This window comes from Desulfosarcina sp., from assembly GCF_041551955.1.
GTDB lineage: Bacteria > Desulfobacterota > Desulfobacteria > Desulfobacterales > Desulfosarcinaceae > Desulfosarcina.
In genome coordinates this window covers 1-20592 of sequence record NZ_JBFELV010000022.1, presented here as the reverse complement: position 1 = coordinate 20592, position 20592 = coordinate 1, and the positions used below count along the sequence as shown (strand labels likewise).

Sequence of the window (20592 nt, the reverse complement as noted above, 5' to 3'; positions counted from 1 at the left end):
AGACCGTTGATCCGGTTATCTTGTCTTCAACACCCCATAAGTATTATTCAATCCCTCTACCCTCGGCGGCTCTGCTACCATACCCCACAACAGCAGAGCCGCCCCTCCTTTTTGTAGCCCCGTTATCCATTGCGCCAAGCCAAATTGCCTGGTGCAATGGGTCGCAACCCATTGTTAGACGGTGGATTTTCTGTTAAGAGAGGCCGGAAATAACCATCAACCCCATATGTCGCCGCAGTCCACGTGGGTCCAGCGTGAGCAGCGGGGTCCGGAAGGAATGCCTCACTCCATGAAATCATTTGAAGCCCTGTTTGCCGAACTCACCGACAAGACCGCACGCAAGGACCCTCAGTCGGGAACCGTACATCTGCTGGAGAACGGCGTCCACGCCATTGGCAAGAAAGTGATCGAGGAAGCCTGTGAAGTGTGGATGGCCGCCGAGCACGAAGGCCGGGAACGTACTGCCGAGGAAATATCTCAACTGCTCTATCACGTTCAGGTGATGATGATTGCCTGCGAGTTGGAGCTTGAGGATGTCTACCGCTATTTATGACGGTTAGGTATAAAACCCGATATCTGCGTTACGCTTCATCCTTCGTCAGTGCGGCGTACGTCCAGTACGCCTCCTTCCTCAGGACTCGCAAGCCTTGATCTCGGGCTTTATACCAAACCGTTTGGAAGTATGGAGAATTTTTTTTCGACCGCTCACATCCAGCTAACAATCCTCAGGTAAACGTTTCAACTTTTACCGAACTTGTCATATAAAAAGGAAGTTTTAAACGATGCTGAAAATCGCCCTGCCCAACAAGGGGTCGCTCTCCGAAGACGCCGTGCAGCTGATCCGGGAGGCCGGTTACAACTGTCGACGATACAGCCGTGAACTCATCGTATTCGACAAGGCCAGCCGGGTCGAGTTCGTTTTTCTGCGACCCCGGGACATCGCCATCTATGTGAGCGAAGGTATTCTTGATATGGGCGTGACCGGCCGAGATTTAGCCCTGGACAGCGGGGCGAAGGTGGTGGAACTGATGTCCCTGGGATTCGGCAAATCCGATTTCCACTACGCCATACCCGCAGACACGGATCTGACGCCCGATCAGTTTGCCGGAAAGCGCATCGCCACCTCCTACCCCCGGTTGGTCGTCGAAGACCTGGCACGCCGGGGGGTGGATGCCGAAGTGATCCGCCTGGACGGGGCGGTGGAGATCTCCATCCGCCTGGGTGTGGCCGACGTGATTGCCGACGTGGTTCAAACCGGGCGAACCCTCAAGGCGGCCGGGCTCAAGGTGATTGGGCCCCCGCTGCTGCAAAGCCAAGCAATCCTGGCGGCCCGGACCCGGGACATTGAGCAGGAGGCGCGGGTGCACACCTTTCTGGACCGGATCCGCGGCATCGTCGTGGCCCGGGAGTACGTGATGGTGGAGTACGACATCCCCGAAACCATGCTGGAGGTGGCCTGCGTGATCACCCCGGGCATCGAATCACCCACGGTCTCCCCATTGAGCAAAAAAGGGTGGGTGGCGGTCAAATCCATGTCCAAAAAGCGGGATGTGAACCAGATCATGGACAGCCTCTCCAAAATCGGGGCCAAGGGAATCATCGTCACCGACATCCGCACCTGCCGGATATAGGGCCGCCCACGCTCACAACTGTAAGGATTAAATCGATTTCCAGTTCGCTCGCAAACCCCGCCGCAAGCGATGAGGAATGCGCTCGCTATTGCGGTGCGTTCCGGTGAAACCATTGACCGTCAGTGCTCCGGTTCTGCATATCCAGCCCGCCTTTGTCTTCATCGGCTCCTGCATTGAAAAAACAGAATCGATTCTTATGATTACTACAATGTGGTGATTGGTGACTCATCCGAAGAACACCGGTATTGGGTCAAGCGCTAACAGAGTGTCAACAAAAAGGCGTGGACAATGAAAATACGACCATCGATAGGGACTGCGACGTTGCTGATATTGCTGTGCTATGCCTCCATATGCCTGGCTTCGGCAGAGAAGGCGGTCGTGCAGACGATCTCACCCACTCATTTCAAGGCGTTGCTCGACCGGCACCGAGGCGACCCTGATGTCGTGCTGCTGGATGTTCGTACGCCCAAAGAGTTCGAAGATGGCCACATCCAAGGGGCGTTGTTGCTCGATTACTATTCCAGCGATTATGTGGAACGGCTCAAGGCCCTGGACAGGGAAAAAACCTATTTTATTTACTGCCGCAGCGGCAACCGCAGCGGAAAGAGCCTCGCCATCTTCGAAAAACTGGGTTTTCGCCGTGCCTATCACATGGACGCCGGCGTGATCGGCTGGTCACGGGAAAAGTACCCGCTGGTGCGATAGCCAGGTCGTTGACGGACATGTCGGTAAAAGGAAATTTCGCTTTCAACCGACGACACACAACCATTTTCAGAGCGGCGTCGGCCGGTATCGGCCTGATCGTCCTGACGCTTTCGGGCCATGCCTGTTCGAACGAACCGGTTGGCAACGGTATGGCAACCGAACTGTCCGAAAGCCTTTCTGCAGTGGCTAGGCCTCAAATAAAAGGTGGTAAAATGACCCTGGAGGATCAAATCCGGTTGATGGCCCGCCGGCGAGGCGATGACTATCGCCCACGAACCCGGCATCTCGACGACCAGGGTCGGGCCATTTACACCAACCGGCTGTTCCTGGAGAGCAGCCCCTATCTGCTGCAGCATGCCCACAATCCCGTGGACTGGTACCCATGGGGGGATGAAGCTTTTGACACCGCGCGGCGGCTGGACCGGCCGGTGCTGCTTTCCGTGGGTTACTCTACCTGCCACTGGTGCCACGTCATGGAAGAAGAGTCGTTCGAGGACGTGGAAATCGCCCGGTATATCAACGACAACTATATTGCCGTCAAAGTCGATCGCGAAGAGCGGCCCGATGTGGACGCCATTTACATGAGCGCCGTCCAGGCCATTACCGGCCGGGGCGGGTGGCCCATGACCGTGTGGCTGACCCCGGATCGGAAACCTTTCTACGGAGGAACCTATTTCCCGGCCCGCGATGGTGACCGCGGCTCACCGGTGGGATTTCTCACGATGCTCAAAAAAATCCGCGAGAGCTACGATGAAAAACGGGACCTGGTCGCCCAGTCCGCCGGTGAACTTGCCCGGGTGGTGGGGCAGATGCTGACCCCGGCAGCTGGCGGCCGGCTGCCCCCGGACGGCGTGATGGACCGTGCCGTCTCGTCCAGCAAGAACCACTTCGACGCGGTCAACGGCGGAATCGCAGGGGCCCCTAAATTCCCCAGCTCTCTGCCCATTCGGCTGTTGCTGCGGCACCATCGGCGCAGCGGTGATGTGGACAGCCTGAACATGGCTCTCCTGACCCTTGAGAAGATGGCTGCCGGCGGCATGAACGATCAGGTGGGCGGCGGTTTTCACCGCTATTCCACCGATGCGGGTTGGCTGATTCCCCATTTTGAAAAAATGCTTTACGACAATGCGCTGCTGGTGCCGGCCTACATCGAGGGCTGGCAGGCGTCCGGGAATCCGCGATTCAGGCAGGTGGCCATCAATACCCTGGATTATGTGTCCCGCGAGATGACCTCGTCGGACGGGGCCTTTTTCTCGGCCACCGATGCAGACAGCCTGACGCCGTCCGGACACCGGGAGGAGGGCTGGTTTTTCACCTGGACCCTTGAAGAACTCAACGATGCTCTCGGGGCTGATGATGCCAGGATTGCCGCGACCGTTTACGGGGCTGACGCCCGCGGCAACTTCGAGGGGAGAAACATTTTATTCCTGCCTCGAGAACTCGATCAATTGGCTGGTGACCTGGGCTTGTCTGCGAGACAACTGGCATCGGAGGTAGGCCGAATCAATGCGGCGCTTTATGCTCACCGCCAACAGCGTCCGGCGCCCCTGCGGGACGACAAGGTTCTTGCCGCCTGGAACGGGTTGATGATCTCTGCATTCGCGCGTGCCGGATTTGCCTTGGATAGCGCCGCCTATCTTGACCGTGCCAGTCGGGCGGCGGACTTCATTTTGACCCACATGCTTGTTGCCGGCAGACTCAAGCGAAGCTTCAAAGGCGATGCCGCCGCAGGCAACGGGTTTCTGGATGACCACGCTTTTTTCACTGCCGCGCTGCTGGATCTGTTTGAAGCGACCGCCGACCTTCGCTGGCTGGATCGTGCCGTTGAGTTGGACCAGACCCTGGCCGATCAGTTTGATGACCCCGAAAACGGCGGCTTTTTCATGACCGCCGATGATCATGAGGCGCTGATCGCCCGCGAAAAGCCGGTCCTCGACGGCGCCCTCCCCTCGGGAAACGCCGTGGCCTTGATGAATCTGTTGAGATTGAATGCCTTGACCCTTGAGCCATCCTATTTGAAACGGGCCGAGAAGGGATTCAGCGCTTTTTCCACGATCATGGAAGCCAATCCCTCGGCTTTCGGTGAGATGTTCCTGGCCCTGGAGAATTTTGTACATCCGCCCCACCAGGTGATTGTCGTTACCCCGACAGGCGGTGATGTGGCTTCGTTCACGGATCGGTTGCGGCGCGCCTTTCTGCCCGGCAGCCTGGTCATGATCGTTTCCGAATCCGATGCTGCGAAACTGGCCCGGCGATCGGCCCTCTTCAGGGAAAAAATCGCCGTCGGCGGCAAGGCCACCGCCTATGCGTGCCGAAGCGGTGCCTGCCAATTGCCGGTGACTACGGCAGATGCGTTGATGCAACAATTGGCGGCATCGTAAAGAAGTAGCGAGGTCCTGAAGATGCAAACGATTGTTTACCAGAGCGCCTTGGCCTTTGGCGCCGGCGTGATTCTCAATTTTATGCCCTGCGTACTCCCGGTGATGCCCTTTAAAGTTCAGGCGCTGCTGCGGGAAACAACAGGCACGACCCGCTCACGGGCCCTTGCCGCTGCAGCTCTGCTGGCCGGTAGTCTGGTTTTTTTCGTCGTGCTGGGTGCGGTTACCGCCGGATTCGGATTGATGTGGGGCCAGCAATTCCAGCATCCATGGTTCCGGCTCCTGCTGTCCCTTTTTTTGTTCGCCGCGGCGGCAGCGACCTTCACCGGGTGGTCATGGCGGCTGCCCCAGTTTGTCTACCGGGCGCCCATGAGCCGCCATCTGGGTGCATTTTTCACCGGTGCGCTGGCGGGGGTTCTCTCCACCCCCTGTTCGGGACCGTTTCTGGGATCGGTGTTGGCTTTCACCGCCACCCGGTCTGCGCTGGAAACCATGGCCATTTTCAGCGCTATCGGTACCGGCCTGGCGTTCCCCTATGTGGTGTTCCTGCTCTGGCCCGGTCTACTTGCCCGACTTTCATTTTCCAGCGGTCTGGCCGTCCATTTTAAGATGATTCTCGGTTTTGTGCTGCTGGCCGCGGGTCTGTTTTTTGTTCAGGGATTTTTGCCGCCCATCCTCCGGCAGGCCGGTTGGATGATGTTGGTGTTGGGGATTGGCGTCTGGCTCGTGTTCCGGTCCACCCACGGTTCTCGGGTTGGATTGCGGCCCATTTTGATCGTGGTCTTGGCCTTCGTGGTGGTCGCCGGCTTCCGGGACGTGTCATTGGATGGCGGCAATGCGGGTGTCCCCTGGCAGGCGTATTCGGACCATCGCCTGGCGCAATCGGTCGGGCAACCGGTATTGGTGGAATTTACCGCAGACTGGTGCATTAACTGCAAAGCCCTGGAGCGGACCACCTTCAAAAACAAAAAGCTTATGGATATCATCGACACCATGGGCATTATCCCGCTGCAGGTGGATCTCACCCAGGTGGACGACCAGCGTCGAGAGCTTTTTGATCGGTTCGGCGGCCGCGCCATTCCGTACATTGTGGTAATTGACAGGCAGGGACAACTCGTCCAGCGGTTCACCGGGATGGTGAGTGCCGAGACGCTGGTTGATATTTTTAAATCGATGGACGGTTAGGGCCATGGAGGTGAACAATGGCGCAGACGCTTGGATTTGTGGTGGAGATCGGTGACGATGGCTGCGCCACAGTGGTGGCCGAAAAAGGCCAGGGGTGCGGCAGCTGCAGCGCCGTTTCCCAATGCCATGGGGGGCGGGCGGCCCGCGCCGAACGCACGCCGGCACTCAACCGGGCCGGGGCTGCGGTGGGGGACCGGGTGATGCTTACCGTTGAATCCAGTGCCATCCTGTCCCGTATGGCGCTGCTCTATCTGCTGCCCGTATTCGGCATACTGGCCGGCGCCTTCACGGGGGCGTTGATATACGGTGATATGGATGGAACCGGCGGCGGCCACAGCATCGCCTTCGGCTTGACGGGATTTGTCCTCGGATTCGTGTTTGCCGTTGCCATATCCCGGATCTGGTCGGCGGCCCGACCGGTCATGCCGGTCATCTCCCGAATCGTCAACACCCGGATGGCTTCACCGTCTGCCGACCGGTCGGCAGGATGTGGTTGCGGCGCTGAGTGAGATCTCTCCCCGCTATGGCCAAAAATAACTGTTGCCCTATCATCTAACTGCCGATATGTCTCAACAGTTCTGAACGTTTCCTAAGACGGAATCATCATAGACATGCCCGAAGCTATGTCCCGGAAGGATACCAAACCGATTTCGCCTCAACCTGAGCATCGCCCAGACCGGACCCTGTCCCGCGACCTGATCGTGAGCATCATCCTCGTGGTGGCAGCTGTGTTTGTCATGGTCGTCACATTCACCTACCGTTACATGTCCCACCGGGCGGAATTGCAGAGCGCCGAGACCCTGAAATCTTTCAGTGACTACCTGCAGGATTCGTTGGAGCTTTCCCTCTGGAATATGGACGATGAGGGAATTCAAAAAATATGCAGCTCCTTTTTCGAAAATGACCTGGTGGAAAAACTGAAGGTGACGGATCATCAGGGAACGGTTTTTTTTGAAAAGCACCGTGAAGACCCTGCTCCTGAAGCAACGGAAAAGACCACTATCGTGCATGGTGAAACGGTGGTCGGCTATCTTGAAATCGCCTTGAATAACCAAGGCTTCCGGGAGAGTCAGCGCCAGTTCATGTGGTTCAGCCTGATCACCCTGGCTGCCGTCACCCTGGTGCTGCTGGTCACCTTGCGGATCGTATTGAAGGTGTTTCTCATCTCTCCCCTGAAACAGTTGATCCAGCGCACCGAACAGATATCTCAGGGGAAATACGAATTTGTCGATTTCCAGGCTCCCCAACGGGAAATTCGGACGATTGTTTCCCGTTTCAACACCATGGCTGATCGGATTCAGCGTCGTGAGAAGTCACTGAGAGAGGTCAATCGACGGCTCGAGAAGGAAATCGTCGAACACCGCGATGCGGAATCTGCCCTGTTAAGCTCCCAGCAGGAGCTGGATTCGATTATCCGATCGACCCCCGATGTGATTTATCGACTGGATACCATGGGGCGATTTACGTTTGTCAGCGACGCGATACGGCGTTATGGGGTGAGCCCTGAAGAACTGATTGGCCAGACCTTTCTCGAATACATTCGTGAAGATGACCGGGAAATGGCCAACGATCGGATCAACGAGCGGGGTGTCGGCAGTCGAAGCACGCAGCGATTGACCATCCATGCCTTTGGGGATTACGCCAACCGGCAGCAAAAGGGTCCGCCGTCGACCCAACGCGATCCCGTCTTTCTGGTTGATGCAGAAGGGCTTTACGTGACCGGCGAGTCCGATGTCAAGGTATTCGTGGGCACCCAGGGCATTGCCAGGGACATCACCGAGCAGCGGCAAATGGAATCGGCCCGGATGGAGAGTGAGGACAGGCTCCTGCTGGCCTTGGATGTAAGCGGTGCCGGGATCTGGCAGTTGGATTTGAAAGCGAGCTCCTTTCGTGTCGATGAGCGCATCTATGCCCTGTTGGGGTATAGCGAGTCGGTTTTGGCCAAAGGCTTGGGATTCATCCGCGAAAAAACCTCCCCTGAAGCCTGGGAAGAAATCAGGCTGAAATTCAACCGGCATGTGGCCGGCCATGCACCGATGTTCGACCACGAATTCAGACTGCAATCCAGTCAGGGCCAATGGAGGTGGTTTCACACCAAAGCCAAGGTGGTGCGCTACGACAAGGATGGCCAACCGGAAACCATGGTGGGGATCATCATCGACACCAGCGAACGAAAGGAGTACGAGGCCGAACGGGAGCACTTGGAGCTGAAGCTACAGCAGGCCCAGAAGATGGAAGCCATCGGCACCCTGGCCGGTGGTATCGCTCATGATTTCAACAATATACTGGGGGCCATATTGGGGTATTCCCAACTGACCCAAATGCACACGGCCGACAACGCCCGTGTGCAGGGTTATGTGGGCAATATCTTCAAGGCCAGCGAACGGGCCAAGGGCCTGGTGGAACAGATATTGACCTTCACCCGTCAGGGCAAGTCCCAGAAAGTCCCCTGCGATATCGCCATGGTGCTCAAGGAGGTGGTGAAATTGCTGCGTGCCTCCATCCCCTCCACCATCGAGATCGTCCAGAAAATCCCTTCCAACCTTGGAACTGTCTTGGCAGACCAGACCCAGATCCATCAAGTCCTGATGAACTTGTGTACCAATGCGGCCCATGCCATGGAGGCCCGGGGCGGGACGTTGACCGTGACCTTAGCGAACTGCATGGTGGATGAGCGCACGACAGCCAGTGGTAACGATCTGTCAGCCGGTCGCTATTTGCAGCTTTCGGTCAGCGACACCGGCGCTGGCATGGATAAAGCGGTGGTGGACCGAATTTTCGATCCCTACTACACCACCAAGGCGGTGGGTGAGGGCACCGGAATGGGTTTGGCGACGGTGCACGGCATTGTCAACGATCATGACGGCCGTATTTTTGTCGAGAGCGCACCGGGCGAGGGGTCGGTTTTCCGGGTTTTTTTCCCGGTGCTGGAAAACCCGGCCGAGGTGGTGCCCAGCCAGGCGGAATCCTACCCCCGGGGGACCGAACGCATCCTGTTTGTCGACGACGAGGAGCTCCTGGTTCAAGTGGGTGTGGAAATGCTCAACGACCTTGGATATGATGCCGTCGGCACCACCCGTGCGCTCCAGGCTTTAGAACGGTTTACGTCCCGGCCGGATGAATTCGATCTGGTGATCACGGACATGACCATGCCTGGCATGACCGGCGATGAGCTGGCAGTAAAGATTCTGAACCACCGACCCGACATCCCGGTAATTATCTGCACGGGGTTCAGCAAGCGGATCTCTTCGGAAAGGGCGTCGTCTTTGGGCATTCGCGCGCTTTTAATGAAGCCGGTCACGGTCCAGGAGCTCGCCCGCACCATCCGCGAGGTATTGGATCAGCGGGATAGGCCAAAGCTGAAAGTTCAAACCTGAAGGCTGCCAACGCGAGATATGCCTGCGAGCTTGGGGCTCTGCCAGGATGGGGTCGGTTTTTCTACGGACCCAAAGCGGCAGCCAGGGCGTCCAGGAATTTATGGTTGGCTTTGTGCAGGGGCAGGCGTGCCAGCGATCGAAGGGTGGCCCACCGGTGGCCACGGGCGCTTTTCAGACGCACCCGGCCGGACAGGTACCGGCATAGATGGACGTCGCCGCTGAGCGTGAAATGCGTATAGGCATGCCGGATTTTTGTCAGCTGTCGGTCCACGGCAATGTTCAGACCGGTCTCCACGGCGAGCAATGATTCAACGCCCTGCCTGTCTGTTTGCCCTTTCTCGGCCGGGACGGCCGGGAATTCCCACAATCCGCCCAAAAAGCCATCCAATGGTCGCCGGACCACCAGCATTTTACCCTTTTTCAGGATCACCCCGATGACCAGATGCCGGTGAGGAACTTTGCGGGGTGCATCGCGCTTCGGGTAGTCGGCTGTCGTATGGTGCCGGTTTGCCCGGCACAGGTCCGCAAGTGGGCATGCCAGGCAGTCTGGATTTTTTGGGCGGCACACCAGCGCGCCCAGCTCCATGATCGCCTGGTTGAAGTCTGCCGGCTGCTTCGGGCAGACCAGTTTCATGGCCGGCACCTGGAAAATTTTATGCGCGCCGCTGCGGTTCGCGGGGGTGTCAATCTCCAACAGGCGTGACAGCACCCGCTTGACGTTGCCGTCAACCACCGGAAGCACCCGGCCGAAGGCGATGCTTAGGACGGCGGCGCAGATGTAGTCTCCCACACCGGGCAGGGAGCGGAACGTCTCCGGATCACCGGGAACCCGTCCGTTGAACTGGGCTGTTACCACCCCGGCCGCCCGATATAGATTGCGGGCGCGGGAGTAGTATCCCAAACCTTCCCATAGCTTGAGCACCTCCTGAATGTCGGCAGCAGCCAGATGTGCGGGCGTGGGAAAGCGATCCATAAAACGACGGTAATAGGGTATGACGGTGGCCACCTGGGTCTGCTGAAGCATCACTTCCGAGACCCATATGGCAAAGGGATCCGATGTTGCCCGCCAGGGCAGGGTTCGTTGATGGGTCGCGTACCAATTCAGTAGTTTTTTTCTTACGATTTCCGATCGCATGGTTACCCAACCGCCTATATGACCCACACCGCCAACTGGTCGGCCAACTTGAGCACCCGATCGCTGACCCGACCGACGAAATACTCGTCGATGAACGTGATCAGACCACGGCGGCCTAAAACGACGCCACCGAAATGGTTGTCCATGGCTTCCTGGACAATATGCGGGGCGCGGTCCCGGTCCACGGCGTGAATCTTGATGGAAATCCGGTCTGGTGACATCCCTTCTGCCAGCAGTCTGCCGCGGGCTTCTTCCAGGTGGGGGGCGATCCGGTGATCGATCGCTCCCATTGGATCGTTGCAATTTTCGGGAATGAAGAACTCCTCGTCGCCGACCCAGAATTTTCCCTGGTGGCTGATCATACTGTAAAGCTGCAGGTGATGATCCGACGTTCCCACCAGGGCGGCGACGCACGCCACGCCCTTCATGGCGCCATGGGTGCCGTCAAAGGCCACCAGCAGGTTTTTCGCATCGGGCTTGCCGCCCACGACCACCACGGGGATATGCTTGATCTTGGCCACCAGCTTCATTGCCGTGCTCTTGATCAGCCAGTCTTTGAACCGGCTCCACCCAGTGCGTCCAACCACGATGGCATGGTAGCCCTCGTAAGACTCCTTGATGATGTCCTGGGTGATTCCCAGTTTCCGGTCCGGGGTCTTGACGCTGATGGCGGATTCGGCAAAGCCCTTTTGCTTGAAGTAGACCACGGCACTGTCCATGGTGTTGGCGATGTCCATCTTCTGTTCGGTGGCCCACCGTTTCAGGTCGGTGACGCGGCGCTTGTAGTGAGGGTAGGCGTCCAGGTCGGAAAAGAGCTCGAACAACTGTGCCTGCACATGAAAGAGGACGATGTGGGTGCGGTCCGGTGGAAAGACGTTGGCGGCATATCGGATGGCCCGTAGCGACTGCTCGCTGCCGTCCACGGCCACGAGAACGTTATGGGGGGGGGCGCATGCTTGCACGCAATACCTCCTGGGTCTCTTTTTCGAGTCGGTTCAACAACTATCCCATCTGTCAACTCGCGAGGCCGATAGTATCGTTTCAGGGGGTACCCGTCAACATCGGAAACCGTCTATATCAACCCTGCTGCAGGGGCAAAAGCCTGCTAACCGATCAACGCCTGGATATCATCCGATATAGGCCTGCAAATTGACTAAGGTCAATGGAAACCGCTGGACGACGGGTTATACGCATAACACCTGGGAATGGTTTCGGGATCCCGACCGATGGAAACGATGAAGAAATCATGTGTGACGGCTGAGAAAAAACATGGACAGCGATGGGCCTCCCGGTGTGGTATTGGGGATTATTCGAGCCTTGACATTTCATCGGGATGTAACCATATTCGCCTGAAAAAGAATGAACGGATCGGTTTTTTAAAGATTTCCTTTGGGGAATCTTTTTGTGTTTCAGGGGTTTCGAAATGGTGATCACAAAAAAAATGAAATTCATGGTGAAGGCATGGGGCTGAAGCTGAAAGGCTACGCGGGCAGCGGCACGTTTGCCCACGGAATTCATCCACCGGATCATAAACACCTGTCAAAAGATGCGCCCATCCGGGTGATGCCTGCGCCGGACACTGTCGTGTTGTCCCTGCACCAGAACATCGGCGGTCCATGTCAGCCCCTGGTCAAGCCTCGCCAGATCGTGAAGTGGGGGGAGGCCATCGGCAAGGGAAGCACCTTTGTCTCCACGACCCTGCATGCGTCGGTTCCCGGAATTGTCCAGCGCCCGGTGAGAATGACCCTGGCCAACGGCCGACACATGGACACCCTGCCCATCAAAACCGAAGGGGAGATTCCCTCCGGCCGGGAGCTCTGGGATGAGATCTTCGGTGGCAACTGGTCCATATCCGGTCTGGATACGTACGAACCGGCCGGAATCAGCCGAGATATCAACGACGGGGGACTGGTGGGATTGGGGGGTGCGGCGTTTCCCACCCACGTGAAGATCACGCCCAGCGACAAGAAACCGATCCACACCCTGATCGTCAACGGTTGCGAATGTGAGCCCTACCTCACTTCGGACTACCGGCTGATGGTTGAGGCACCGGCACCGATCATTGCCGGTGCCCTGCTGGCGGGCCGCAGTGTGGGGGCCAAACGAATCGTTATCGGTGTTGAAGACAACAAGGCGCCGGCCATTGCGGCAATCAAAAAAGCGGCGGAAGGCACCGGCATTCAGGTGGCCGTCGTTAAAACCAAATACCCCCAGGGCAGCGAAAAGCATCTGATCCAGGCGGTGATCAAACGCCAGGTGCCCCTGGGAGGGCTGCCTTCGGACGTGGGCGTAGCCATGAGCAATGTGGGAACCATGGCTGCCGTTGCAAGGGCCGTGATCCATAAAAAACCGCTGACGCACCGGGTAATCAGTGTTACCGGCGGCGGTATTGTCAACCCGTCCAATGTGCTGGCGCCCATCGGCGTTTCGTTCGGTGCGCTGGTTGATTTCTGCGGCGGCCTGACACCCGACGCCGTTCGTATGGTTGCCGGCGGTCCCATGATGGGCTTTGCCTTCTCCAATCCCAACACCCCGGTTACCAAAGGCACCAGTGGACTTACCGTGATGACCGCCGATGAAGTCAGGGCCGGCGAAGAAACCGCTTGTGTGCGCTGCGGAAAGTGTGTGGATGTGTGTCCCATGAACCTGGTCCCCACCAAAATCGCTATGGCATCCAGGCATCAGGATATCGCGCTGTCCCGGCGATACAATATCATGGCCTGTTTCGAGTGCGGCTCATGTGCGTACACGTGTCCGGCCCACATTCCATTGGTTCAGCTGATCCGCGCCGGTAAGGCCCGGCTGGCGGCCGTGGACCGGAGTTGAGGGTGGGGTTATGAAAAACCGAACAACCATGCAGGAAAAAAATGAAACCCATAGATGACACCGAACCGGCAGCGCCGATCATTCAGGTGTCGCCGTCCCCCCATTTGGTTCAATCGGCGTCCAGTACACGGCGGATGATGATTGATGTGCTGATCGGCCTGGTGCCGGTGGTGGTCATGTCCCTGTTTGTCTTCCGGGGCTACGCTCTTTTCCAACTGGCCGTCTGCTTGGGGGCGTGCCTGCTGGCGGAACTTCTTTTCGTGAAGATGCGCGGGCGGCCGTCGACCCTGAAAGACGGTTCGGCCATTGTCACCGGCGTCATCCTGGCCATGTCCCTGCCCGGTACGGCACCCTGGTATGTGGGGACCATCGCCGCCTTCGTGGCCATCGGCATCGGCAAGATCATCTTCGGCGGGGTGGGGTTGAATCTGTTCAACCCGGCCATGGTGGGCCGCGCATTCGTCATGATCTCCTTTGCTGGCGCACTGGCCGCATCGGGGTTCGAAGACGTGCGCAGCGCCGTGGACGCCATTTCCCAAGCCACACCCATGAACGCTTATAAGATGAACGGGGTGGTCGCACCCTTGAGCGAGCTCTTCTGGGGGACCACCAACGGCAGTTTAGGGGAGACCAGCGCCCTGGCATGCCTGATCGGGGGGCTTTATCTGATCGTCCGGCGCACTGCCTCCTGGGAGATCCCCGCAGGGCTTCTCGCTGCCGTTTTGGTACTCGGCGGTGTGGTTGATCTTGCCGGTCCTGCTGATGGTTGGACGGTGCTGCACCATATCCTGGGCGGGTCTGTTCTTTTCGGCGCTTTTTTCATCGCCACAGACCCGGTAACCAGCCCGCTGACCCCCAAAGGAAAATTTATTTTCGGCCTGGGCACCGGCATGCTGATTATGCTGCTGCGCCTTTTTTCCGGTTACCCTGAAGGGGTGATGTTCGCGGTGCTGTTGATGAACGCCCTGACGCCGCTGATCAACCGGTGGACCATACCGACCCCATTTGGTGGCAATTAACAATAGACAAACTTCGAATTCCAAATAAATCACAATGAACCAAATTCCAAATTTCAAATCACCGGTTGGTAGCCTATTTATGGGGTTTGATTCCGGGATCGGTTTGGATTTTGGATATCGTAGATTGGATTTTATTTGTAATTTGAGCATTGTAATATGGGATTTTTCGTATCTTGCTGGTACCATTGATTTTATTCTTGTTGGGGATCATTTATGAAGAGTGAGAATAAGTCGTTTGTCGGTGGTCTGAAATCGAGCAATCTTGTCCAGGCGTGGCTGGTGCTGGTGTTGGCCGTGGGGTTCGGTGTTTCCCTGTCGGGCGTGCAGCTGGTACTGGGGCCGATCATCGAGAGCAACAAACTCAATGAAACCTTAGAGAAGGTACCCGAACTCGTGTTGGGCAATTTTCTGGCTGCCAAGATGGCCAGTGAAAATCAGATATTGGAGATCCTTCCCCGTCAGGTGGTCGTAAGCCAGCCAGATCGGGCCAAGTTCTACAGCGTCTACGAGGCGCGCTATCAGGGCGACCTGAAAGGATGGGTGGTGAAAACCAAAGGTCAGGGGTATGCAGACACCATCGAACTTTTGCTGGGGCTTTCGCCTGATTTTCGCAGCATCACCGGCCTGTTCGTTTTAGAACAGAAGGAGACCCCCGGTCTGGGCAACAAGATCATCACCGACGCATGGCGGAGCCAGTTCGTCGATGCCCCGGCGAACCGGTCCCTGGTCGTCATCAAGACGGGGGCCTCCCGGCCCGGTGAAATCGATGCGGTGACCGGTGCCACCATCACATCCAAAAGTGTGACCGCCATGGTCAACGCGGCCATCGCCGACCTGCGGATACCGCTGACCGCTACGCCACCTTTGGACGGCAAGGGAGGCAAAACCAATGGCTGAGCTGCCCACCGCAACAGAACGGTTCATCAACGGGATTTTGCCGGAAAACCCGGTTTACCGCCAACTGCTGGGATTGTGCCCCACCCTTGCAGTGACCAACAGCCTCAATGCGGCCATCACCATGGCCGGGGCCGTGGGGTTCGTGCTGCTGTGCGCCAACGTCATCACCAGCTTGATCCGCAACTTGCTCAAGCCGCACCTGCGCATCGTGGTCTTCACACTGACGATCGCCACCTTCGTGACCATCGCGGATCGTTTTCTGGCCGCCTACCTTTACCAGATGAGCAAGACCTTAGGGCCTTACATCCCGCTGATTATCGTCAACTGCATTATCATCTGCCGATGCGAGGTGTGTGCCTCAAAACAGTCGCCTTTCGTTGCTGCGACCGATGCCGTGGGCCAGAGTCTGGGATTCGGGCTGGCCCTGTCCAGTATTGCCGCCATCAGGGAGATCCTGGGGGCCGGGTCCCTGTTCGGGCTGCGGATCATGCCCGCAGTCTGGCCGGACTGGACCATCATGGTCCTTCCTCCCGGCGCCTTTTTAACCTTCGGCCTGCTGCTGGGGACCGTCAACTGGATTGCCGCCCGCAACGGTGGCAAGAAGATCACGTAGGATATAAATAATGAACTACCTCATCGACATCCTGCTCATTGCTCTGGGTGCGGCCCTGATCAATAACTTCGTCCTGTATTATTTCGTGGGCATCTGCCCCTTTATCGGCGTGTCCCGGCATGTAGGCATGGCCGTGGGCATGGGGTGCGCGGTGACCTTCGTCATCACCATTGCCGCCTTCATCTCATGGAGCATCACCACGTTCGTTCTCATGCCCGGCGCTTCGCTCACGCGGTTGGCGGCAGGCCTGTTCATGCCGGCCGAAACCGCGGCCCGTGTGGATCTGACCATTTTGAGCTACATCGTCTACATTTTTGCCATCAGCGCGTCGGTGCAGTTCGTGGAAATGTACGTGCGTCGGTTTTTCCCCATGCTCTACAAGGCCTTCGGTGTGTTTTTGCCGTTGATCACCACCAATTGTGCCATCCTTTTTGCCTGCCTGACCATCATGAGCCACGTCGTGGGCGCGGAGAATCCAGCGGAGCGGTGGGACTTGGGCCGGGCCCTGACATTGGCCTTCTTCGGCGGGGTGGGGTTTACCCTGGCGATCGTCATCATGGCCGGTATCCGGGAGGAACTGGAGTTGTGCGATGTGCCCAAACCGTTTCGGGGTGCCGCCATCACCCTGGTGGTGGGCGGGATCCTGGCCATGGCCTTCATGGGGTTTACCGGCGTGGATTCGGGCCTCCGGGAGGCCATGACCGCCAAACCGGCAGAGACGGAAACCTCCACGTCACTATCTTCTCCGATATCGCTGCAAGAGAAGAACCTTTCGCAGGCTGTCGGCCATCACCCGGTTTCGAGACCGGTTGAAGGTTCGGCCCGTGTATTGCCGGGGGAATCATGTCCTGGGTAATCATCGGTCTATCCGCCGCCACCATGCTCCTCATGGCACTGGTGCTGTCATTCGTATTGGGATGGGCCAACCGGGCCTTTCATGTGGAAGTGGATCCGCGGGTGGATGCAGTTGTCGATGCGCTTCCCGGCGCCAATTGCGGCGGCTGCGGATACGTGGGCTGCGGCGAATATGCCGAGGCTGTCGTACTGGACGATGAAGCCGTGAACCGCTGTACCGTGGGTGGCAAAAGCTGTGCGGAAGCGCTGGCGGCGGTGATGGGTGTTGCGGTTGCCGTCAGTTATCCTTGGCGACCGGTGGTCCACTGTGGTGCCCGATACAGTGACCGGCTGGGGCGAAGCCCTTACCTCGGTGAGCAGCGCTGCGGGCCGGCCAACCTGGTGACCGATGTCCAGGGATGCACCTACGGCTGTCTGGGCTTCGGTGACTGCACCCGGGCCTGTAATTATGAAGCCATCCATATCGAAGACGGGCTGGCCCGGGTGGATTATGAGGTTTGCGTGGGCTGCGGCGCCTGTGCCAAGGTCTGCCCCCGCAATATCATCACCATGGCGCCCTTCAAAAAAGAGCGCATGCTGGTGGTGGAGTGCTCAAACCAGGATGCCGGCAAGGACGTCAAGTCAGTCTGCAAGGTGGGTTGTCTGGGCTGCAGGGCCTGTGAGCGGGCATCGGACATGTTTACCGTGGTAGACAACCTGTCCACGATCGACTACGACAACTACACCGGGGAAAATATGATATCCGGCCTGGCGGCAACCAAGAAGTGCCCCCGCAACCGGTTGGTCTTCGTGGGAATCCCGTCCGAGGAAGACATCCTTTCCGTTGCCGGGGAGGAACTGCCCGATGTGATCGAGCCGGATTTCAAAACCAGCGTGGATGATACGGAGTGGAGAGGGTAAATGGTCGATGCATTTTTAGGTGAACTGAAAATACAAATGAGGGTGTCTGTATTTGAGCCGTACCTGGTGAACCCCAATATATTTAGGATTACTCATCGGTTTGCCATTTAAATCAAACTCAATAATGCATGGATCATTCTGGTATGGTGCTGAATCATCAAGAAGCGAGGCTATTGGACGATAGTTCGCGTTCCTTATATTTTTATTATAACGGACTTTAGGTAAACGATAATTATGGCATCCACATCTTCATTAGCTGCTCAAGTCATCTCGCAAGCTGAATCATATAAAGGTATTCGAGCCGGAATTGTCCATTTAAATGACGTGTTGCAAGGACCTTCATATCAAGTTGATCACGAAGCTCCGATCATGTCAGATGCGTTTGACGGCGATCGGATCGTTGACTGGGCTGATGAAGCTCAAACCGTTTTAGTTTTGGGCTTGTATCATCCGGAGGAGGACCCTCTTTTGGATTACTGGGAACGGGGCGATACATGGGGCAATAGACGTCTTCGGGAAATATCAGAATTCTTGAAACAATGGCTCCGGAAGGAATTGGATTTGGTCGCCTACCCGCTGCCTTATCATGTTGAAAAGGGAGGACTCTTTCTGAAAGACGCTGCCATTTTGTCGGGGATCGGCATCATTGGTAGAAACAACCTTTTGCTGCATCCAGAGTGGGGGCCAAGAATCAGGCTTCGTTCGATTCTGATGGAGGGAGATTTCCAACCGACAGCGCCACTCAGTGGATTTGCCCCTTGTGAAACGTGTGAGGTGCATTGCCAGAAAGCCTGTCCCATGAACGCTTTTGCAGAAGGAAAATATAGTCGATTAAACTGCCGTAAGCAGATGAATGATGACTTTGAAAATAAAGTGCCTGAAGGAGAAATCAGAGAAAATGGAAAACGCAATTTGGTGATTAAATATTGCCGTGCTTGTGAATTTTCTTGTCCGGTAGGAGCTTAAATAATTTGCCGTAAAGCGATGATATCTTAAATCTGATCAAACCGATGATGATCTCAATGTGGTACTATCCCATTTTTAGCTGTAAATGGTTGGTATTATCAGGATCGAAATGGTTTTTGGCGAAATTGAAAAATGCTAACAGGCTGGTGAATCGAGCGCGTTTCGTTTGGGGTTTGCGACCTTCGGTGGGCCTGGTTCATGAAGTCCAGGATGTTGTCCACGGATAGATCGTTAAGATCGTGGTCACCGAATTGGCGACCAAATCTATCCTTGACGAACGAGTGGGCGCTGACCGTATTTTTTATTGGAATGGATCGGATGATAGTCGAGCCAGATTTTTCCTGTTTTGGACCCTTTCATGGAATACCTCCTTGGCTAAAATGTTTGACAACGGCCCAATGCCAAGGTAATTTTATGATGTCCAAAGCGTATATGCAATAATTTCGTTGTGTTTGATAACCAAGAGCCTCTCCATTAATTGGCTCCCACTCTAGCAGCCATGGTAAGAAAAAAACAGCCGTCTTCCCTGCGAAAAAACGGCCTTTGCTTTGGGTGAATCCAGCGGCCTGAGTCGATGTGAGGTGATATTTGAAACGATTCAAGAACATTCTCTTCGTTAACGAACCAACCATAGATCAGGCTTCGGCTCTCGCGCGCGCAGTCTTTCTGGCGGAGAGCAATCATGCAGATCTGACAATGGTTGATGTGATTCCGACCCAGGTCGTCACGGCTGGTATCGGATTGCCGCCCGGTGGGCCGATCTCAACCGGCTTGCAGGCAGATGTCGTGGCCAAAAGACGCAAGACGCTGGAGGTCCTGGTCGAATCCTACAAACAGCGCCTGAACATCCAGTTGGAAGTGCTGGTGGGCAGGACGTTTATTGAAGTGATTCGTGCCGTATTGGGTAACGCCTACGATCTGGTCATGAAACCAGCGGAAGATCCGAACTGGGTGGAAAAGCTTTTCGGCAGTGAGGACATGAATTTGTTGCGCAAATGCCCGTGCCCGCTATGGCTTATGAAATCACCCGAAAAATCGAAATACAACAGCATAATAGCGGCTGTCGACTTCGATCCGCTGAACCCATTGGGCTCAGAGCGAGGACTCAACAGAGAGATCCTTGAACTGGCCAGTTCACTTGCACTATCCGACTTTGCTTCCTTGCACCTTGTTCATGCTTGGGAAACCTTTGCCGAAGAAACCATACTACCGAGGGCGGGCAATTCGTTGGAAGCGGTAACCGATTATATTGAAAAAGAGCATGCGCTCCACAGGAAGGGTCTATCCATGCTTAGCGAGGAGCTACGCAAATGGATTGGAAACGATGCCTATAATTATCTTTCCCCCAACTTTCACCTGCCCGAAGGTCCGGCAAAAAAGATGATCGCACCATTGGCGGCAGAGTTGCGGGCGGATCTTGTCGTCATGGGAACGATTGCCCGCACAGGGATATCGGGCCTTATCATCGGTAATGCCGCCGAGGACATTCTCAATCAGCTGTCGTGTTCGGTGCTTGCCATAAAACCCTCTGGATTTGAAACCCCGGTAAAGCCTGCTGGATAACATTATTCAGGTTGGAAAATGAAAGATTGGGTTGAGATCAAAATAAAATTTAAAATTTTGAAAAAGATGCCCATCGTTGCAGCGGCTACCTGAACGAATCCGTTATCAAACATGGGAGTCCTCCAACTGATAACTGGATTCGGCAAGCATGGAAAAACAAAGATGCTCTCTATTTATCCCACCCATGCCAAATATGAAAAATGAGCCCATAATACAGCTTGCTGGATCCTTCGACGCTTTTTCTCTATCTAAACTTGCTGAAAAATCCTTTAGAGGTGCCTTCGCCAAATTGAATGATAAAGAAAATTTTGAAAGGTATGTTGCTCGTTCATTTACGGAAAAACAGATTCGATCTGAAATTCTTGATAGTGCTTCTACTTTTTTCATAGCCAATGTGAATGATGAATGGGTGGGATACGCTAAACTTAGCCAGGGCGGCGCTCCACCGGATTGCGTAAACCCAACCCCCTCTATTGAACTTGCCCGACTCTATTCCATGCAAGACTTTTTAGGCTGCGGTATAGGTCCAGCTTTGATGAAGG

At 56.1% G+C, this 20592-nt stretch carries 18 protein-coding genes; 16 read left to right on the top strand and 2 right to left on the bottom strand.

Annotated elements, in window-relative coordinates; translation table 11 throughout:
• Window positions 1-277: 277 nt before the first annotated feature.
• From ABYV26_RS03240 to ABYV26_RS03210, 7 genes are all read left to right on the top strand, one after another.
• The gene (locus ABYV26_RS03240) at window positions 278-553 is read left to right on the top strand and encodes a phosphoribosyl-ATP diphosphatase (protein ID WP_372678112.1); all 276 of its coding nucleotides are present in this window, start codon (window positions 278-280) and stop codon (window positions 551-553) included.
• A gap of 229 nt (window positions 554-782) precedes the next feature.
• Window positions 783-1631 (top strand): ATP phosphoribosyltransferase, encoded by an 849-nt coding sequence (hisG, locus tag ABYV26_RS03235; protein ID WP_372678110.1) that lies wholly within the window; start codon window positions 783-785, stop codon window positions 1629-1631.
• Between the two features lie 288 nt (window positions 1632-1919).
• Window positions 1920-2336: a rhodanese-like domain-containing protein gene (locus tag ABYV26_RS03230; RefSeq protein ID WP_372678109.1), complete on the top strand. Its 417-nt coding sequence runs from the start codon at window positions 1920-1922 to the stop codon at window positions 2334-2336.
• 17 nt (window positions 2337-2353) lie between these two features.
• The gene (locus tag ABYV26_RS03225) at window positions 2354-4717 is read left to right on the top strand and encodes a thioredoxin domain-containing protein (protein WP_372678107.1); all 2364 of its coding nucleotides are present in this window, start codon (window positions 2354-2356) and stop codon (window positions 4715-4717) included.
• A gap of 21 nt (window positions 4718-4738) precedes the next feature.
• On the top strand, window positions 4739-5899 hold the full coding sequence (locus tag ABYV26_RS03220; protein ID WP_372678105.1) for a protein-disulfide reductase DsbD family protein: 1161 nt from the start codon (window positions 4739-4741) through the stop codon (window positions 5897-5899).
• A 17-nt stretch (window positions 5900-5916) separates the two neighbouring features.
• Window positions 5917-6408: a SoxR reducing system RseC family protein gene (locus ABYV26_RS03215; RefSeq protein ID WP_372678103.1), complete on the top strand. Its 492-nt coding sequence runs from the start codon at window positions 5917-5919 to the stop codon at window positions 6406-6408.
• A gap of 102 nt (window positions 6409-6510) precedes the next feature.
• Window positions 6511-9276, top strand: a complete 2766-nt coding sequence (locus tag ABYV26_RS03210; protein ID WP_372678100.1) for an ATP-binding protein — start codon at window positions 6511-6513, stop codon at window positions 9274-9276.
• Between the two features lie 61 nt (window positions 9277-9337).
• On the opposite strand, the gene mutY is transcribed toward ABYV26_RS03210, so the two are convergent.
• Both mutY and ABYV26_RS03200 read right to left on the bottom strand, forming a co-directional pair.
• Window positions 9338-10411 (bottom strand): A/G-specific adenine glycosylase, encoded by a 1074-nt coding sequence (mutY, locus tag ABYV26_RS03205; RefSeq protein ID WP_372678099.1) that lies wholly within the window; start codon window positions 10409-10411, stop codon window positions 9338-9340.
• Between the two features lie 14 nt (window positions 10412-10425).
• Window positions 10426-11373 (bottom strand): universal stress protein, encoded by a 948-nt coding sequence (locus ABYV26_RS03200; protein WP_372678097.1) that lies wholly within the window; start codon window positions 11371-11373, stop codon window positions 10426-10428.
• Between the two features lie 499 nt (window positions 11374-11872).
• On the opposite strand from ABYV26_RS03200, the gene rsxC reads away from it, so the two are divergent.
• The 9 genes from rsxC to ABYV26_RS03155 form a co-directional block, all read left to right on the top strand.
• Window positions 11873-13237: an electron transport complex subunit RsxC gene (gene rsxC / locus ABYV26_RS03195; protein ID WP_372678095.1), complete on the top strand. Its 1365-nt coding sequence runs from the start codon at window positions 11873-11875 to the stop codon at window positions 13235-13237.
• A 41-nt stretch (window positions 13238-13278) separates the two neighbouring features.
• Window positions 13279-14256 (top strand): RnfABCDGE type electron transport complex subunit D, encoded by a 978-nt coding sequence (locus ABYV26_RS03190; protein WP_372678094.1) that lies wholly within the window; start codon window positions 13279-13281, stop codon window positions 14254-14256.
• A gap of 213 nt (window positions 14257-14469) precedes the next feature.
• Window positions 14470-15153 (top strand): FMN-binding protein, encoded by a 684-nt coding sequence (locus tag ABYV26_RS03185; protein ID WP_372678092.1) that lies wholly within the window; start codon window positions 14470-14472, stop codon window positions 15151-15153.
• On the top strand, window positions 15146-15766 hold the full coding sequence (rsxE, locus tag ABYV26_RS03180; protein ID WP_372678090.1) for an electron transport complex subunit RsxE: 621 nt from the start codon (window positions 15146-15148) through the stop codon (window positions 15764-15766). The genes ABYV26_RS03185 and rsxE overlap by 8 nt, the downstream gene beginning before the upstream one ends.
• A gap of 10 nt (window positions 15767-15776) precedes the next feature.
• Window positions 15777-16622, top strand: coding sequence for an electron transport complex protein RnfA (locus ABYV26_RS03175; protein WP_372678088.1), 846 nt, complete (start codon window positions 15777-15779; stop codon window positions 16620-16622).
• A complete protein-coding gene (locus tag ABYV26_RS03170; protein WP_372678086.1) occupies window positions 16610-17521 on the top strand; it encodes an RnfABCDGE type electron transport complex subunit B in 912 nt (303 codons plus the stop codon). The genes ABYV26_RS03175 and ABYV26_RS03170 overlap by 13 nt, the downstream gene beginning before the upstream one ends.
• Window positions 17522-17755: 234 nt before the next feature.
• The gene (locus ABYV26_RS03165; RefSeq protein WP_372678084.1) at window positions 17756-18487 is read left to right on the top strand and encodes a hypothetical protein; all 732 of its coding nucleotides are present in this window, start codon (window positions 17756-17758) and stop codon (window positions 18485-18487) included.
• Between the two features lie 588 nt (window positions 18488-19075).
• On the top strand, window positions 19076-20050 hold the full coding sequence (locus ABYV26_RS03160; protein ID WP_372678083.1) for a universal stress protein: 975 nt from the start codon (window positions 19076-19078) through the stop codon (window positions 20048-20050).
• A gap of 148 nt (window positions 20051-20198) precedes the next feature.
• Window positions 20199-20592, top strand: a 394-nt coding sequence (locus ABYV26_RS03155) for a GNAT family N-acetyltransferase (protein ID WP_372678081.1), incomplete at its 3' end; no start/stop codon positions are given.

What these genes read in the sequence shown, in the direction of transcription:
- mutY (WP_372678099.1), bottom strand. Translation starts at nt 10,411, where the DNA reads ATGCGATCGGAAATCGTAAGAAAAAAACTACTGAATTGGTACGCGACC.
- ABYV26_RS03210 (WP_372678100.1), top strand. Translation starts at nt 6,511, where the DNA reads ATGCCCGAAGCTATGTCCCGGAAGGATACCAAACCGATTTCGCCTCAA.
- ABYV26_RS03215 (WP_372678103.1), top strand. Translation starts at nt 5,917, where the DNA reads ATGGCGCAGACGCTTGGATTTGTGGTGGAGATCGGTGACGATGGCTGC.
- ABYV26_RS03230 (WP_372678109.1), top strand. Translation starts at nt 1,920, where the DNA reads ATGAAAATACGACCATCGATAGGGACTGCGACGTTGCTGATATTGCTG.
- ABYV26_RS03165 (WP_372678084.1), top strand. Translation starts at nt 17,756, where the DNA reads ATGGCATCCACATCTTCATTAGCTGCTCAAGTCATCTCGCAAGCTGAA.
- rsxC (WP_372678095.1), top strand. Translation starts at nt 11,873, where the DNA reads ATGGGGCTGAAGCTGAAAGGCTACGCGGGCAGCGGCACGTTTGCCCAC.
- ABYV26_RS03240 (WP_372678112.1), top strand. Translation starts at nt 278, where the DNA reads ATGCCTCACTCCATGAAATCATTTGAAGCCCTGTTTGCCGAACTCACC.
- ABYV26_RS03190 (WP_372678094.1), top strand. Translation starts at nt 13,279, where the DNA reads ATGAAACCCATAGATGACACCGAACCGGCAGCGCCGATCATTCAGGTG.
- ABYV26_RS03175 (WP_372678088.1), top strand. Translation starts at nt 15,777, where the DNA reads ATGAACTACCTCATCGACATCCTGCTCATTGCTCTGGGTGCGGCCCTG.
- ABYV26_RS03225 (WP_372678107.1), top strand. Translation starts at nt 2,354, where the DNA reads ATGTCGGTAAAAGGAAATTTCGCTTTCAACCGACGACACACAACCATT.
- ABYV26_RS03185 (WP_372678092.1), top strand. Translation starts at nt 14,470, where the DNA reads ATGAAGAGTGAGAATAAGTCGTTTGTCGGTGGTCTGAAATCGAGCAAT.
- rsxE (WP_372678090.1), top strand. Translation starts at nt 15,146, where the DNA reads ATGGCTGAGCTGCCCACCGCAACAGAACGGTTCATCAACGGGATTTTG.
- ABYV26_RS03170 (WP_372678086.1), top strand. Translation starts at nt 16,610, where the DNA reads ATGTCCTGGGTAATCATCGGTCTATCCGCCGCCACCATGCTCCTCATG.
- ABYV26_RS03220 (WP_372678105.1), top strand. Translation starts at nt 4,739, where the DNA reads ATGCAAACGATTGTTTACCAGAGCGCCTTGGCCTTTGGCGCCGGCGTG.
- hisG (WP_372678110.1), top strand. Translation starts at nt 783, where the DNA reads ATGCTGAAAATCGCCCTGCCCAACAAGGGGTCGCTCTCCGAAGACGCC.